14 protein-coding genes are annotated in these 13,279 nt (G+C 61.9%); 3 read left to right on the plus strand and 11 right to left on the minus strand.

The genetic code is table 11. The features are described 5' to 3' along the window. Positions 1-13: 13 nt before the first annotated feature. From nuoH to F4X08_10155, 9 genes are all read right to left on the minus strand, one after another. A complete protein-coding gene (gene nuoH / locus F4X08_10115; GenBank protein MYD26155.1) occupies positions 14-1,066 on the minus strand; it encodes an NADH-quinone oxidoreductase subunit NuoH in 1,053 nt (350 codons plus the stop codon). A gap of 10 nt (positions 1,067-1,076) precedes the next feature. Next, entirely contained in the window at positions 1,077-2,708 is a 1,632-nt protein-coding gene (locus tag F4X08_10120) for a molybdopterin-dependent oxidoreductase (GenBank protein MYD26156.1), read from the minus strand. Further along, complete coding sequence (gene nuoF / locus F4X08_10125; protein ID MYD26157.1) at positions 2,695-4,071, minus strand: NADH-quinone oxidoreductase subunit NuoF; 1,377 nt, start codon at positions 4,069-4,071, stop codon at positions 2,695-2,697. Before nuoF ends, F4X08_10120 begins: the two co-directional genes overlap by 14 nt. Positions 4,072-4,075: 4 nt before the next feature. Next, positions 4,076-4,567: an NAD(P)H-dependent oxidoreductase subunit E gene (locus F4X08_10130; protein MYD26158.1), complete on the minus strand. Its 492-nt coding sequence runs from the start codon at positions 4,565-4,567 to the stop codon at positions 4,076-4,078. A 1-nt stretch (position 4,568) separates the two neighbouring features. Then, the gene (nuoD, locus tag F4X08_10135; protein MYD26159.1) at positions 4,569-5,744 is read right to left on the minus strand and encodes an NADH dehydrogenase (quinone) subunit D; all 1,176 of its coding nucleotides are present in this window, start codon (positions 5,742-5,744) and stop codon (positions 4,569-4,571) included. A gap of 193 nt (positions 5,745-5,937) precedes the next feature. Beyond that, positions 5,938-6,486 carry an NADH-quinone oxidoreductase subunit C gene (locus F4X08_10140; protein ID MYD26160.1) on the minus strand — a complete coding sequence of 183 codons (549 nt, stop codon included), beginning with the start codon at positions 6,484-6,486 and terminating at the stop codon, positions 5,938-5,940. Next, positions 6,487-7,128: an orotate phosphoribosyltransferase gene (gene pyrE / locus F4X08_10145; protein MYD26161.1), complete on the minus strand. Its 642-nt coding sequence runs from the start codon at positions 7,126-7,128 to the stop codon at positions 6,487-6,489. Next, on the minus strand, positions 7,128-7,598 hold the full coding sequence (locus F4X08_10150) for an NADH-quinone oxidoreductase subunit B (protein ID MYD26162.1): 471 nt from the start codon (positions 7,596-7,598) through the stop codon (positions 7,128-7,130). The genes pyrE and F4X08_10150 overlap by 1 nt, the downstream gene beginning before the upstream one ends. Next, positions 7,589-7,939, minus strand: a complete 351-nt coding sequence (locus tag F4X08_10155) for an NADH-quinone oxidoreductase subunit A (GenBank protein MYD26163.1) — start codon at positions 7,937-7,939, stop codon at positions 7,589-7,591. Before F4X08_10155 ends, F4X08_10150 begins: the two co-directional genes overlap by 10 nt. A 233-nt stretch (positions 7,940-8,172) precedes the next feature. Between F4X08_10155 and mtnP the strand changes: the two genes are divergently transcribed. Continuing rightward, entirely contained in the window at positions 8,173-9,036 is an 864-nt protein-coding gene (gene mtnP / locus F4X08_10160) for an S-methyl-5'-thioadenosine phosphorylase (protein MYD26164.1), read from the plus strand. A 4-nt stretch (positions 9,037-9,040) separates the two neighbouring features. Here the strand turns inward: mtnP and F4X08_10165 are convergent, their stop codons facing one another. After that, the gene (locus tag F4X08_10165) at positions 9,041-9,826 is read right to left on the minus strand and encodes a phytanoyl-CoA dioxygenase family protein (protein ID MYD26165.1); all 786 of its coding nucleotides are present in this window, start codon (positions 9,824-9,826) and stop codon (positions 9,041-9,043) included. A gap of 38 nt (positions 9,827-9,864) precedes the next feature. Here F4X08_10165 and F4X08_10170 point away from each other — a divergent pair, with 38 nt between their 5' ends. Both F4X08_10170 and F4X08_10175 read left to right on the plus strand, forming a co-directional pair. Then, positions 9,865-11,586 carry a M1 family peptidase gene (locus F4X08_10170; GenBank protein MYD26166.1) on the plus strand — a complete coding sequence of 574 codons (1,722 nt, stop codon included), beginning with the start codon at positions 9,865-9,867 and terminating at the stop codon, positions 11,584-11,586. A 256-nt stretch (positions 11,587-11,842) separates the two neighbouring features. Then, a complete protein-coding gene (locus F4X08_10175) occupies positions 11,843-12,043 on the plus strand; it encodes a cold shock domain-containing protein (GenBank protein ID MYD26167.1) in 201 nt (66 codons plus the stop codon). 164 nt (positions 12,044-12,207) lie between these two features. Here F4X08_10175 and F4X08_10180 read toward each other — a convergent pair whose 3' ends face one another. Then, positions 12,208-13,158, minus strand: a complete 951-nt coding sequence (locus tag F4X08_10180; protein ID MYD26168.1) for a hypothetical protein — start codon at positions 13,156-13,158, stop codon at positions 12,208-12,210. Positions 13,159-13,279: the final 121 nt, after the last annotated feature.

Raw genomic sequence — 13,279 nt, forward strand, 5'->3', positions numbered from 1 at the left:
TCACACTCCCGTTTCAGACCAGCATCCAGATTCCGGTGACAACGACGTTCAACAGGGCCAGCGGCAGCAGCACCTTCCATCCGATCGCCATCAGCTGGTCGTACCGGAAACGGGGCAGCGACCACCTCACCCAGATATAGAGGAAGAGGAAGAATCCCGTCTTGAGCAGGAACCCGGCCACCTGATACAGGGTTACCAGTCCCGGGCCGACCTGGTCCTCGAAGGGCATGTGCCACCCGCCGAAGAAGAGGGTCGCCATCAGGGCGGAGGCCGCGATCATGCTGGCGTACTCCGAAATCATGAACATGGAAAATCGCATGCTGCTGTATTCCGTATGGTAGCCGCCGACGAGTTCCTGCTCGCACTCCACCAGGTCGAAAGGCAGGCGGTTGTTTTCGGCGAAGGCCGCGATGACGAAGATGACGAAGGCAAGCGGCTGGCGGAAGATGAACCAGTCGAGGAACCCGTCCTGGGCTGCGACGATCTTGCTCATCTGGAGCGACCCCGTAAGCATGAGGATGCCGACGATGGACAAGCCCAGCGACAGTTCGTAGCTGATCATCTGCGCCGACGACCGGATCCCGCCCAGCAGGGTGAACTTGTTGTTGGCGCTCCATCCGCCCAGGGCGATTCCGTATACCGCGATGGAGGTCATGCCCAGGATGTACAGGATGCCGACGTTCAGATCGATGATCTGCAGCGTCGTCGTCGTCTCCTGTATCTGCAGTCCGAAGAGGGTGAAGGCGGGGATGGTCACTTCGCCGCCCACGGGGATCACGGCGAAGATCAGCAGGGCCGGCACGAGGATCAGGGCCGGCGCGATGGCGAAGAGCTTCCGGTCGGCGCTTGCCGGGATGAACTCTTCCTTCCACATGAACTTGATGCCGTCGGCCAGCGGCTGCAGCAGGCCCATGGGACCGACGCGGTTGGGACCGAGCCGGTCCTGGATCAGGGCGCTTACCCGGCGTTCCATGAAGGTGAGGTAGGCGACGGTGGTGAACACCACCCCCAGCAGGATGCCGATTTTGACCAGGGCGATCGCGCCTTCCAGGATCATGGGATCCACGACCAATCCACTAACCTCCCGCGGCCTCGGACGGCCCTTCGCCGCCCGTCATGGCGCCCTGATCGCCGATCAGGTCATAGGTGAGTCCCGCGTATCCATCCACGTTTCCGGCGATTTCCTCCAGGACGCCGGCGGGGTCCGTCCCGCCCAGGTCGACGCCCATGCGCTGTCCCACGTACCGGAGAATCGCGCCGTCCTCCCGGGCACCGCCGGGTGGAGGAAAGGCGGGACCCAGCCGCTGCACGCGGCCCTGCGCATTGGTCATGGTCCCGTTCTTCTCGAAGGGAATCGCCCCGGGGAAGACCACGTCGGCCAGTTCGGCGAGGTCGGAACGATGCACGTCGTGCACCACCAGGAATTCGAGCTTGCGGAAGGCGTCGGTCTCTTCAGGAGTAAGGGTACGGCCGATGTCGCCGCCCAGTATGTAGAGCCCCCGGATCGAGCCGTCACCGATTCCCCGCAGGATATCATCCAGCGAACCGGCGCCGAGCATGTCGCGGGCGCCCCGGGTATTGGGGGACTTGTCCGCGTCGATGTGGAATCCGCTTTTCGACGTCCACGCTTCTCCGTCGGGCTTGCGGGCGAGGCCGGTCCGAGGCGATCCGAAGGCCTCCGCGCCCAGTTTGCGCAGCAGGTAGTTCTCCTCGTTGGTCGCCATGGACGATCCGACCACCCCCATGGCGGAATCCCCTTCACCGTCCAGGACGGCCCGGATACCGCTGACGGCCGCGTCCATGGCATCGGGCCACGTGGCCTGCGCGAGTTCACCGTCCACCCGCATCAGCGGCGCCGTCAGCCGGTCCGCGTCCTGCCAGCCGTGGTAGCAGAACCGCCCTTCGTCGCACATCCAGTACCCGTTTACCTCCTCGTTGTGACGAGGTTTGGTCCGGTAGATCTTCTGGTGCATGACTTCCAGCGTGGTGTTGCATCCCGTGGCGCATCCCGGGCAGAGGGTATCCACCTTGTCGTAATGCCAGATGCGGGGTTTGTAGAGGAAGTCCTTGGTGACCAGGGCGCCCACGGGACAGATGTCCGCCACGTTCGCCGACATCTTGTTGTCCAGGGGAACGTCTTCGAAGGTCGCGATCTCGGACTTGCTGCCCATCTGGACGACGCCGAGTTCCGAAGTTCCGGTGATCTCGTCGCAGAAGCGCGTGCAGCGCTGGCACAGGATGCAGCGCGTCGTGTACAGCGTGATGTGCGGCCCGAGGTCCTTCTTCGGCGGGACGCGCTTGGTCTCGACGAACCGGCTGTGGCCCCGGCCGTGGTCGAAGGAATGGTCCTGCAGCTTGCACTCCCCGGCCTGGTCGCACCAGGGACAGTCAAGGGGGTGGTTGATGAGCAGGAACTCCATGATCCCCTTCCGGTTGTCCAGCACCGCCGGGGAATTGAACCGGAAGTTCATCCCATCCTTGATCCGTATCGTGCACGAGGTGACAATGCCGAACTGCCCGGGCCGGATCTCCATTTCGGTCAGGCACATCCGGCAGTTGCCGTCCGGCGCCAGGCCGGGATGATAGCAGAAATGGGGGATGTCGATGCCCAGATCCGCCGCCGCGTCGATCAGATTGCGGCCTTCCTCCACGGTGTATTGCTTTTCATCTATGGTAATGGTTGCCATGGTCTGCTCATCCGGCGGCATCGGCTTCTTCGGTCTTCAGCCGGAAATTGCCGGGTACGGGGGGAATGTGCTCATACTGATCGGGCCGCAGATAGGATTCCTCCAGGGGCAGGACGACCAGTTCCTTCCGTTCGATGCAGGCCCTGAACTCGGGCCAGTACTTGACGAGAATGGTGCGCACGGGCCAGACGCCCGGCGCCTGGCCGAAGACGCAGACGGTGTGGCCGTGGATCTGCTTGCAGATGTCGAGCAGCAGGTCCAGGTCCTCTTCCCTGCCCTGGCCGTTGCGGATACGCCGCAGGATGTCGTTCATCCAGGGCACCCCCTCGCGGCAGGGCGTGCACTGGCCGCAGGACTCGTGGGCGGCGAAGGAGGACGCGTTGAGCAGGGCATCCACCATGCTGGTGGTCTCGTCCATCACAATGATCCCGCCGGTACCGCCCATGGACCCCAGCTTGCCCAGGGCACCGAAGCCCATGGGCGTGTCGATCTCTTCCGGCGTCAGGATCGGCGCCGAGATGCCGCCCGGAATGACACCCTTCAGCCGGTTGCCGTCCCGGATGCCGCCCGCTGCGTCGTAGATCAGCTCCCGCAGCGTGACATCGGAATCGTACTCGTAGATACCGGGTTTGTTCACGTGGCCGCACAGGCCGAACAGCCGGGGGCCGGTCGTATCCTCCTCCGAACCGATTTGCTTGTAGGCCTCCGCGCCGATGTCTACGATGGTCGTGATCTGGGCCATGGTCTCCACGTTGTTGACGATCGTGGGCTGGCCCCAGAGCCCGATGGCGGCGGGGAAATAGGGCGGCTTCAGCCGGGGGTAGGGCCGGTTGCCCTCGAGGGACTCGATCAGGCCCGTCTCTTCTCCGCAGATGTAGGCCCCCGCGCCCGGATGGACGTACAACTCGAGGTCGTAGCCCGTGTCCAGGATATCGGAACCGAGGAAGCCGTGTTTCCGGGCGTCCGCCAGCGCGGCTTCCATCTGGTCGATGATCTGGAAGAACTCGCCCCGGATATAGATGTAGCCCAGGTTGATCCCCAGGGCGTAGCTGGTGATGATCATGCCTTCGATAATCTGGTGGGGCTTCGACTCCAGCAGGAGCCGGTCCTTGAAGCTGCCGGGTTCGCTTTCGTCCGCGTTGGCGCACAGATACCGGGGAAACCGGTCGGCGCACAGGTTCCACTTCATGCCCGTCGAGAACCCGGCCCCGCCACGGCCCTTTATCCCCGAGGCGTTGATCTCCTCGATCAGTTCGGCCTGGCTCATGGACTTCAGCGCCTTCCGTACCGCGCCGTAACCGCCGCCGGCCAGGTAAGCGTCGATGTCGCCGGGATCGGTTTCCGCCGGGAGGGGTGCCGTCAGGATTTCGATCGGTGCGGCCATTGCCTTAACCTTTATCGAGTTCCGCGAGGATTTCGTCGACCTTCTCGGGGGAAACGTGGGTGTGCAGGCGCCGGTTGACCAGGAGCACGGGGCCCCGGTCGCAAGCCGCGAGGCATTCCGATTTCCTCAGCGTGAACCGGCCGTCCTCCGTGGTCTCGCCCAGCCCGATGCCGAGTTTTTCCGAGAGGTGATCGAAAACGCTCCCGCAGCCGGTCAGCGCACAGGGCAGCGTATGGCATACCGCCAGCACGTGCTCGCCCACGGGTTCCTTGTTGAACATGGGGTAGAACGTCGCGATCTCCGCGACCTTGACGGGCGAGCAGCCGATCAGACCGGCCACGCAGGCCATGGCCTCGGGCGAGACGTACCCCCATTCTTCCTGCGCGAGATGGAGGAGCGGCACGACGGCCGATTTCCTGTATTCCGCGGGATAGCGGTCAAGGATCTTTGCCGCGCGCTCCCGCGCCGCGTCCGTGAATTCGAGCGGTGTCGCCAATCTAGCGGTCCAGTTCTCCGGCGATGACGTTCAGGCTGCCCAGAATCGCCACCACGTCCGATAGCATATGCCCCCTGATCAACATGGGGAACAAGGAAAAGTTCACGAAAGACGGTGGACGCACGCGGATCCGGTAAGGTTCCCGGCTGCCGTCGCTGACGATGAAAAACCCGAGTTCTCCGTTCGGCGCCTCGGTGGCGGCGTACACCTCGCCCACTGGCGGCGTCGGTCCGTGTCCTTCCATGGTCATCTTGAAATGATAGATCAGCGACTCCATGGATTCGTACACTTCCGATTTCTCGGGCAGCACCGCATGCTCCTCGTCGGCGTTCACGGGCCCGGAAGGCAGGTCCTCCACGGCCTGTCGAACGATCTTCGCGCTCTGCCTGATCTCCTCCATCCGCACGAGGTAGCGGTCGTACACGTCCCCGTTTCGGCCGATGGGGATGTCGAAATCGTAGGCTTCGTAGCCGAGATAGGGTTCGTTCTTCCGAATGTCCCAGTCTACGCCGGAAGCCCTGAGCACCGGCCCCGTGGCACCCCAGGCCACGGCGTCTTCCGCCGAGAGGACGCCGACGCCCTCTGTGCGGTCGCGCCAGATGCGGTTGTGGGTCAGGAGCCGGTCGATTTCAGAGGTGGCCCGCAGGGTCTCTTCCACGGACTCCCGGGCCATTTCCGCGAAGTTCTCCGGCACGTCGCGCAGGAGCCCCCCCACGCGCGTGTAACTGGTGGTCAGCCGCGTGCCGCAAACCGCCTCGAACAGGTCGTACAGGACTTCCCGGGCCCGGAACCCGTACAGGAAGGCGGTAAAGGCCCCGATATCGAGGGCGGCCGTGCCTACGCACAGCAGGTGGTCGGCGAGGCGGGAGAGTTCGGCCAGAGCGACCCGGATATTCCGGCACCGCGGCGTGATCTCGATGTCCATCAGCTTCTCGACCGCGTGGGTATAGCCGATGTTGTTACACAGGGGCGACAGGTAGTTCATCCGGTCGGTCAGCGTGACGAACTGGTTGTAACTCCGGTACTCGCCCAGTTTTTCGAAACCGGTGTGCAGGTAGCCGAGATGAGGCGTGGCGCCCGCGACCTTTTCTCCGTCCAGTTCCAGCACCATGTGCAGCGTCCCGTGGGTCGCCGGGTGCTGGGGACCGAAATTGAGGATCATGTGCTCGGTCGGCATGTCCGGCGTACGCTCGAAAGACACCCGTTCGTTGCGGATTTCCTCGAGGTCCGACTCTGCGAGCTTGTCGATCGGTGTGGTATTCACGGTGCGTGCTTCCAGTGGATCGGGTTATCCGGTCCAGGCAGTTCAGGCGGGCCGGGCGGACCAGGCGGGCCAGGCAGTCCGGCATGACCTGCGTTAATAGGAATTACTAGAAAACGAAATTGTCCCGTTCCCCCTTGCCGTGCAGGGGATAGTCCTTTCTCAAGGGGAAGGAACCGAAGTCATCGGGCATCAGGATCCGGCGCAGGTCGGGATGGCCTTCGAAGACGATCCCGTACATGTCGTACACTTCCCGCTCCAGCCAGTTCGCGCCCGGCCAGACGGACACCACCGAACTGATCCGGGAGTCCGCTTCCGAAACGGGCACACTGACGCTGAAACGGCGGTTGTGTTTGTAGGAATAAAGCTGGTACACCACGGCGAACCGGATTTCCTCGTCCAGCCGCAGGCGGTCCACGGCGGTCACGTCGACGAGATAGTCGAAGGACAGTTCCGGATCGTCTCTAAGGAAGGTCATGAACGGAAGGAGCGCATCCCGCTCCGCGATGACGCTCTCGCAACCCACCGCGTTGCCGGTGCCAACAGACGCGTCGCCGAACCGGGCCCGGATGCGCTTCGTCACGGCGCCCGGCTCAGATTCAGGCCGGCCAACGCTTTCGGTTTCGCGTTCCTCCTGGTTTTCCATTGCTGACCCCATTTATTCGAACCCCATCTTGCCGCCCCAGGCGCGCGGGTCCGACTGCCAGTCCATGGCGATCTCCCTGTCGTCGTCCGAAAGCTCGCCCCGCTCGCTCATGACGTCCAGCACGGTCACGAAGTCCGCCATGCTCCATTTCGGCAGGTCGGCTTTCCCGAATCCCTCGGTGGCGGCGGGCAGGCCGTATTCGAATATGGTGACCACGCCGATTACGTCCACGTCGAACTTGATCACGTCTTCGACGGCCTTCAGGACGCCTCCCCCCGTGGTGACCAGGTCCTCGGTGAACAGCACTTTCTGCCCGGCTGTCAGGGTGCCTTCGACCCGGTGTTCCTTGCCATATCCCTTCTGGCCCGACCGTGCGTAGACCATCGGCAGGTCCAGCCGGCTGGAAACCCATGCGGCGAAGGGAATGGCGGCTGTCGCCGTGCCCGCGATGACGTCCGGGGCAGTGTCGAGGGTATCGATGATCTCGAGAAACGTATCGACGATCACCTTGCGCTCTTCCAGGCAGGATATGATCAGCCTGTTATCGCAATATATCGGGGAGATGATACCGGAACTGTAATGGTAGGGTGCTTCGACGTTGATGGTGACGGCTTTAATGTCGAGCAGAAGCTCTGCGATGGTTTTTCTGTTCATCAGTTCGCTTTAGCCTGGGCTACTTTCTCCTGGATCTTCATCAACGCCTGGATCACGTTTTCGGGTCTGGGCGGACAGCCGGGGATATACACGTCCACCGGAATGTACTGGTCCACGCCCTGCACCAGGGTGTAGGTATTGAATACGCCGCCGGAGGAGGCGCAGGCCCCCATGGAGATGACCCACTTGGGCTCCGGCATCTGGTCGTAGATCTTCTTCAGTACGGGCATCATCTTGATGGATACCCGCCCCGAAACGATCAGCAGGTCGGACTGCCGTGGTGAAAACCGGATGGCTTCGGCACCGAACCGGGCCAGGTCGAAGCGGGACGCCAGGGTCGCCATGAGCTCGATGGCGCAGCACGCGGTGCCGAAGGGCATCGGCCAGAGCGAGTTCTTCCGGGCCCAGCCCACCATCTCGTCGACCTTGGTGGTCATGACGTTTTCCTGCAACTGGTCTTCTAATCCCATTCCAGGGCACCCCGTTTCCATTCGTACAGGAATCCGATGACGAGCAGGAGGAAGAACACCCCCATGGCTGCGGCGCCGTATAACTGAAGATCGCCATAAACGACGGCCCATGGGTAGAGGTAAATGATCTCCACGTCGAAAAGGATGAAAAGAATGGCGATCAGGTAGAACTTGACGGAAAAGTTCTTCCGTGCGGAATCCTTCAGCGGAACGCCGCATTCGTACGAGGCGAGCTTGGATGCGCTGGTCTTTTTTTTGCCGATGAAAGAGGAAAGGGTAACGATTACGGCCGCGACGATCAGTACGAAGACTACGAGCAGGATCAGGGGAAGGTATGACATTGAACCGAATTTCAGTGATGTACAGAACAGATCGGTCGACGAAACGCGGCTTCCTGGTACATCTATCCTTGAACTCGCCGATCAAGATAAACCGCCGGGGTGCGTTGTCAAGGACTAATCGTTTTTATTTATTGATATAAAAAGGCGGGCTCGTTATATGTCTATTCCGGTACGATTTCACGCGCATTCCAAGGACTAAAATCGACTTCTCAAACCAGCCGGAGCGTTGCAGTATGCCGGAAGCACAGATCGCGGTCATCGGGGGCACGGGGTTCTACGGGATGGAGGGGCTTACGGATCTCGAGGAGGTCCGGCCCGACACCCCTTTCGGCGACCCCAGCGACGCCATCGTGATCGGCACACTCGAGGGCCGGCGCGTGGCCTTCCTGGCCCGCCATGGCCGGGGCCATCGCCTGAGTCCGTCCGAGATAAACGTGCGGGCGAACATCTTCGCGCTGAAGACACTGGGGGTCCGGTGGATTCTCTCGGTAAGCGCCGTGGGCAGCCTCCAGGAGGACATCCGGCCACGGGACTTCGTCATACCGGACCAGTTATACGACCATACCCGGCACCGCGCGACGAGCTTCTTCGGCGGCGGGCTCGTGGTGCACGTGGGCCTCGGCGAACCGTTCTGCGGACCGCTGCGACGGTTGCTTGTCGACGGCGCCGAATCGACCGGCCTGACCGTGCACGACGGCGGCACCTATCTCTGCATGGAAGGGCCGCAGTTCTCGACCAAAGCGGAGTCGAACGTCTACCGGGGCTGGGGATTTTCGGTCATCGGGATGACAGCGGCCCCGGAGGCCAAGCTCGCCCGGGAGGCAGAGATCTGCTACGCCGCCATCGCGTGCTCGACCGACTACGACTGCTGGCACGAGGAACACGATTCCGTCACCGTCGACATGATTATCGAGAATCTGCACGCGAACGTGGAACAGGCGCGCCAGGTCATCCGCCACGTCGTGCCGGCCATTCCGCTGGACAGCACGTGCCGCTGTCACAACGCGCTGGCCAACGCCATCGTGTCCGACCGCGACGCGGTGCCCGCCGGCACGCTGGAGAAGCTGAGGCCGATCGTGGGCCGTTATTTCGAGTAGAGGATCAGGAGAGGTGTAACGCACGGACGCCGGGCCAGTCTGCCCACATGTCGTCGCCAGGCGGCGCGTTCTCGTCCAGGTCCGCCCGCTTGTAGTCGTAAAGGACCGCCTGGCGGATCCGGCCGGTCCGGTTGTGGCCGACGGAATGGCCCATACGGTGGTGCCAGAACACGATGTCGCCGGCCTTGCCGTGACAGTCCATGGGGGGCATTCCGCTCACCTCGTCCTTGTGGGCCAGGTATTCGGGCGTTTTGTCGAAGACGTAGCGCCGGGTGAAATCCCGGTAGAAAATCCGGTGGCTGCCCGGCCAGACGGTGAATCCGCCGCCTCCGGGATCCACGTCGTCGATGTAACCCACGACGCCGAGGTGAAAGGGATGGGCGTCCACGTGGCAACCCATGGGACGGGGCGGTGCATCGCCTTCGGGCAGGACGCAGTAAATACCGCGGATCCGGTCAGGTACGACCAGCTTGCCCTCACCGAGCATCTGTTCCGCCATGCCCATCACGGAAGGATCGGTGGCGAGGAGGCGTACCATCCATTCCTCATCGCCCGGCTGGCGGTACTTCCACATGTACTGATGGCGATGGGACGAACCGTCGTCCACCGGCTCCGGGAAAGGGCCGATCCAGGTTTCCGGATTTTCGCGCTTGAGGGGCGGCGGAAGGTTGCACCACATGCGTTCCCTGCCCCGGGCCATCAGATCGGGATCAAGGACGCCGCGCTTGACCAGGTAGCCTTCGCGTACGAAAAACCGGATGTCGTCGTCGGTCAGCCGGACCATGACCATCCATCCTGTCGGTTTGGGTGGGTTTGTGCGGAGAATATATGGGACGAACCGAGGAACGTGTCAAGGAGGAACACCACGTGAAGAAGTGGATCAGCAAGTGGACCGTCGCGGCGGCGCTGCTCGTATTCGGCCGAACTCCGAAGGTTGCGCTGCTCGTCTTCGGCCACACACCGAAGGCTATGCTGCTTGGCCTGGGACTGACCACCGGCGCGGCCCTGGCCAACGACGGCTACCCCCGCATGGATGACGTGGATATCCTCCATTACCGGATCCAACTGGCGATCGGCGAAACAGGTCGAACCATCCAGGGTGAGACCACGATCCTGGCGGAGATGCTGGCCGTCGGCCGGGAGGTCCTGCCTCTCGACCTGGGCCCGCTCACCGTGGACCGGGTTACGGTCGGCGGAAGAAACGCGGCTTTTGCGCACAGCGACCACCGGTTGAATATAACCATTGAGGACAGCTACGCGGAGGGCGACACGGTCACGGTGATCGTCTCGTATGGCGGAGAACCCGTAGACGGGCTGTTCATTCAGCCGAACAAGTTCGGCGACCGGTCGGTTTTCGCGGACAACTGGCCGAACAGGGCACGGCACTGGTTCCCCGGGGTGGACCACCCCTATGACAAGGCCACGGTCGAGTACATCGTCACCGCGCCCGCGGCCTACGACGTCGTGGCCAACGGCCGGTTGCTGGAAACGACGGCCGTCTCGCCGGAACGCAAGCGGACGCACTGGAAGACCGACGTGCCTATCCCCACCTACTGCATGGTGGTCGGAGCGGCCCGCTTTTCCATCGTCCGGCCGGGGTCCTGGCGGGGGATCCCCGTTTCGTACTACCTGTTTCCCGGCGACCGGGACGCGGGAACGACGGATTTTGACCGTTCCACGGAAATGCTGGCCTTCTACACCGACCTGATCGGACCCTATCCCTATGCGAAACTCGCGCTGGTGCAGTCTTCCACCCGGTTCGGCGGCATGGAGAACGCCAGCGCCATCTTTTTCTCGGAACATAGCATAACGGGCACCAAACGGAACGAAGCCGTGGTCGCCCACGAGATCGTCCACCAGTGGTTCGGCGACTCGGTGACCGAGTCCGACTGGCACCACCTGTGGCTCAGCGAAGGGTTCGCCACCTACTTCGGCGCCGTGTTCTTCGAAGAAGCCGACGGCGACGAGCGTTTTCACGAAATGCTGGCCCGAAGCCGGTCCCGGGTTTTCGACGCGGACCGCCGCGCGCCGGCGCCCATCTTCAATCCGGGCATCACCGACCTGTTCGACCTGCTGAACGCCTACAACTACAGCAAGGGCGGGCTGGTGCTCCACATGCTCAGGGGCCTGATGGGCGACGAGGTCTTCTTCGAGGGCATACGAGATTTCTACACCAGGTTCCGTGACCAGACCGTGCTGACCCGGGATTTCCAGTCCGTCATGGAAACCCGGTTCGGCGAAGACCTCGGGTGGTTCTTCGACCAGTGGATCTACCGTGCGGGCCATCCCGTGGTCGAGGTGACCTGGTCCTGGGACGAACAGCGCGGCGAGGTATCGGTACGCCTGCGTCAGACGCAGCCCCAGGAGCCCTACAGGCTGCCCGTAACCCTCGCCTTCGTGGTGGGAGACCGGCAGCAACGCCGGCAGATCGAGCTTCGTGAGCGGTCGCACGAATTTCGCTTCAAACTGGACGAAGCACCCGGAGAAGTCGTGGTCGACCCCGATGCCTGGCTGCTGGTGGAGTCTCGGGTAAGGCGGGGGGATGGCTAAGCGCGCAGACGAGCTGGAGGGGGATCGATCCGTCGCTACAATCTGTGTGACAATAAAAAAGTGTTGACTTTTCCAGAAGTAACGGTTTATTGTTTATCAGGATTTGTCTCTGTCTCCTGCATGATCGTATAATACAAAAGACGATGCGGCACGGATCAGAACTAACGGTCCTGCCGTTTTTCTATATGCGGGTGAAAGTCGAACAGGGACTTCGTTGTAGATGTATCTATACATGCCTGAAAGGTGGTGAGCAATATTGGCAGTCGGTAAAGTAAAGTGGTTCAACGACCACAAGGGCTACGGTTTTATCGAACACGATGGTGGCGATGACGTCTTCGTACACTACTCCGCGATCCAGGGAGAGGGTTTCAAGTCCCTTTCGGAAGGTGATGCGGTAGAGTTCGATATCACGGAAGGGCCCAAGGGATTCCAGGCCGCAAACGTCGTAAAGCAGTAAAGCGGTAACGATCCCAGACGAAACGACACGGGCGCCGGAGCAAACTGTTCCGGCGCCTGTTTTTTTTCGGGTTAAGCAAGTTTACCGAAGCTAACGCCGGTCACAGCGAACGCCGGCCAGCGACACACCTGTCCGATCCAGACGGGCACAGCGTCCGTTCGCCACTATCCTCCGATTCGATATCGCAACCCCAGCGATATCCCCCAGAAATGCGTGGGGCTTCCCTTGATCTCGTACTGAACGGGCATATCGTAGCCGGTTCCCGAAGTCGGCCCCACGGTGGATTCGTGTCCTCGCAGCAACCTCCAGGGGTTTTCACCATCCAGGAATTCGCCGACGCTGCCGTACCGTAATTTCATGCCGGCCGAGAACCGTTTGTCCACCGCGTAGTCTACGCCGGCAAGTAACTGGAAACTGAAAATTCTGTCAAAGAGCTTCGCATCGGCGAGCGATGCCAGCCCGGCGGCATGGCTGTTGCGTCCCAGTTGACGCATTCTGTCCCGGTCGTTGGTTCGGACGGAAACTGCCGAGTAGAACAGTTTCTGTTGCGCCAACCCGGCGCCTACGCCAAGGTAAGGCGTTGCGTAGGGTGAGAGCATGCCACGGAAGTCGTAATAGAGATTCGCGAAGAGGTTGTCCGTCCGGAAATCGCTGATCTTCTCGCTGCGTTCCACGAACTCGGCCTGTTTCGCGTCGCCTGGAATGACCAGCGGCAGGAAAGCCCCGCTCTGGCCTCTGCGAAAATACTCGACCTCGATACGCAGGGCCTTCAGGACATACCCGGCCTGGACACCGGCCAGGATACCCTCTCCCAGTTCGAATCCGTTGGGACTCCCGGGAAACAGGCGCGGCGAACACTCGGACAGCGGAAGGGGAACCGGGGTTCCGTCGTTCAGGATCTCTCCGGGAAGCCACTGATCGCAGTTGGTGGGAACGCTCCTGGTGTTTGTTCTCGTGGATTCGTATTCTCCAGGCACGGATACGCCGGCCTGCATGCCGAAATAGAATCCCCGGCGGCTTTCGTCTTCCTGGTCCTGTGCGGCCGATTCGACCGGGAAAGACAGGAACGCCAGCATGCATATGCAAAGGGCCGGTATGGCGCGGGTTGTCTTCATGTTTATGCGATCTCCTGGTAACAGGGTGGTTATGTTGTGCCGAAAAATAGCAGAGTCCACTTCCGGCAACAAGCGGTTTCGAAGGGAAGTCCCCGATCATCTGGGTGCGCGGTATGACCTC

The sequence above is a fragment of the Gemmatimonadota bacterium genome (assembly GCA_009841265.1).
Classification (GTDB): domain Bacteria; phylum JAAXHH01; class JAAXHH01; order JAAXHH01; family JAAXHH01; genus JAAXHH01.

Coding starts and splice junctions, on each gene's coding strand:
- F4X08_10165 (MYD26165.1), bottom strand. CDS start 9,826: ATGGTCATGGTCCGGCTGACCGACGACGACATCCGGTTTTTCGTACGC.
- F4X08_10170 (MYD26166.1), top strand. CDS start 9,865: ATGGGACGAACCGAGGAACGTGTCAAGGAGGAACACCACGTGAAGAAG.
- nuoD (MYD26159.1), bottom strand. CDS start 5,744: ATGCCGACCGAGCACATGATCCTCAATTTCGGTCCCCAGCACCCGGCG.
- F4X08_10150 (MYD26162.1), bottom strand. CDS start 7,598: ATGGGATTAGAAGACCAGTTGCAGGAAAACGTCATGACCACCAAGGTC.
- nuoF (MYD26157.1), bottom strand. CDS start 4,071: ATGGCCGCACCGATCGAAATCCTGACGGCACCCCTCCCGGCGGAAACC.
- F4X08_10155 (MYD26163.1), bottom strand. CDS start 7,939: ATGTCATACCTTCCCCTGATCCTGCTCGTAGTCTTCGTACTGATCGTC.
- pyrE (MYD26161.1), bottom strand. CDS start 7,128: ATGAACAGAAAAACCATCGCAGAGCTTCTGCTCGACATTAAAGCCGTC.
- mtnP (MYD26164.1), top strand. CDS start 8,173: ATGCCGGAAGCACAGATCGCGGTCATCGGGGGCACGGGGTTCTACGGG.
- F4X08_10140 (MYD26160.1), bottom strand. CDS start 6,486: ATGGGGTCAGCAATGGAAAACCAGGAGGAACGCGAAACCGAAAGCGTT.
- F4X08_10120 (MYD26156.1), bottom strand. CDS start 2,708: ATGCCGCCGGATGAGCAGACCATGGCAACCATTACCATAGATGAAAAG.
- F4X08_10180 (MYD26168.1), bottom strand. CDS start 13,158: ATGAAGACAACCCGCGCCATACCGGCCCTTTGCATATGCATGCTGGCG.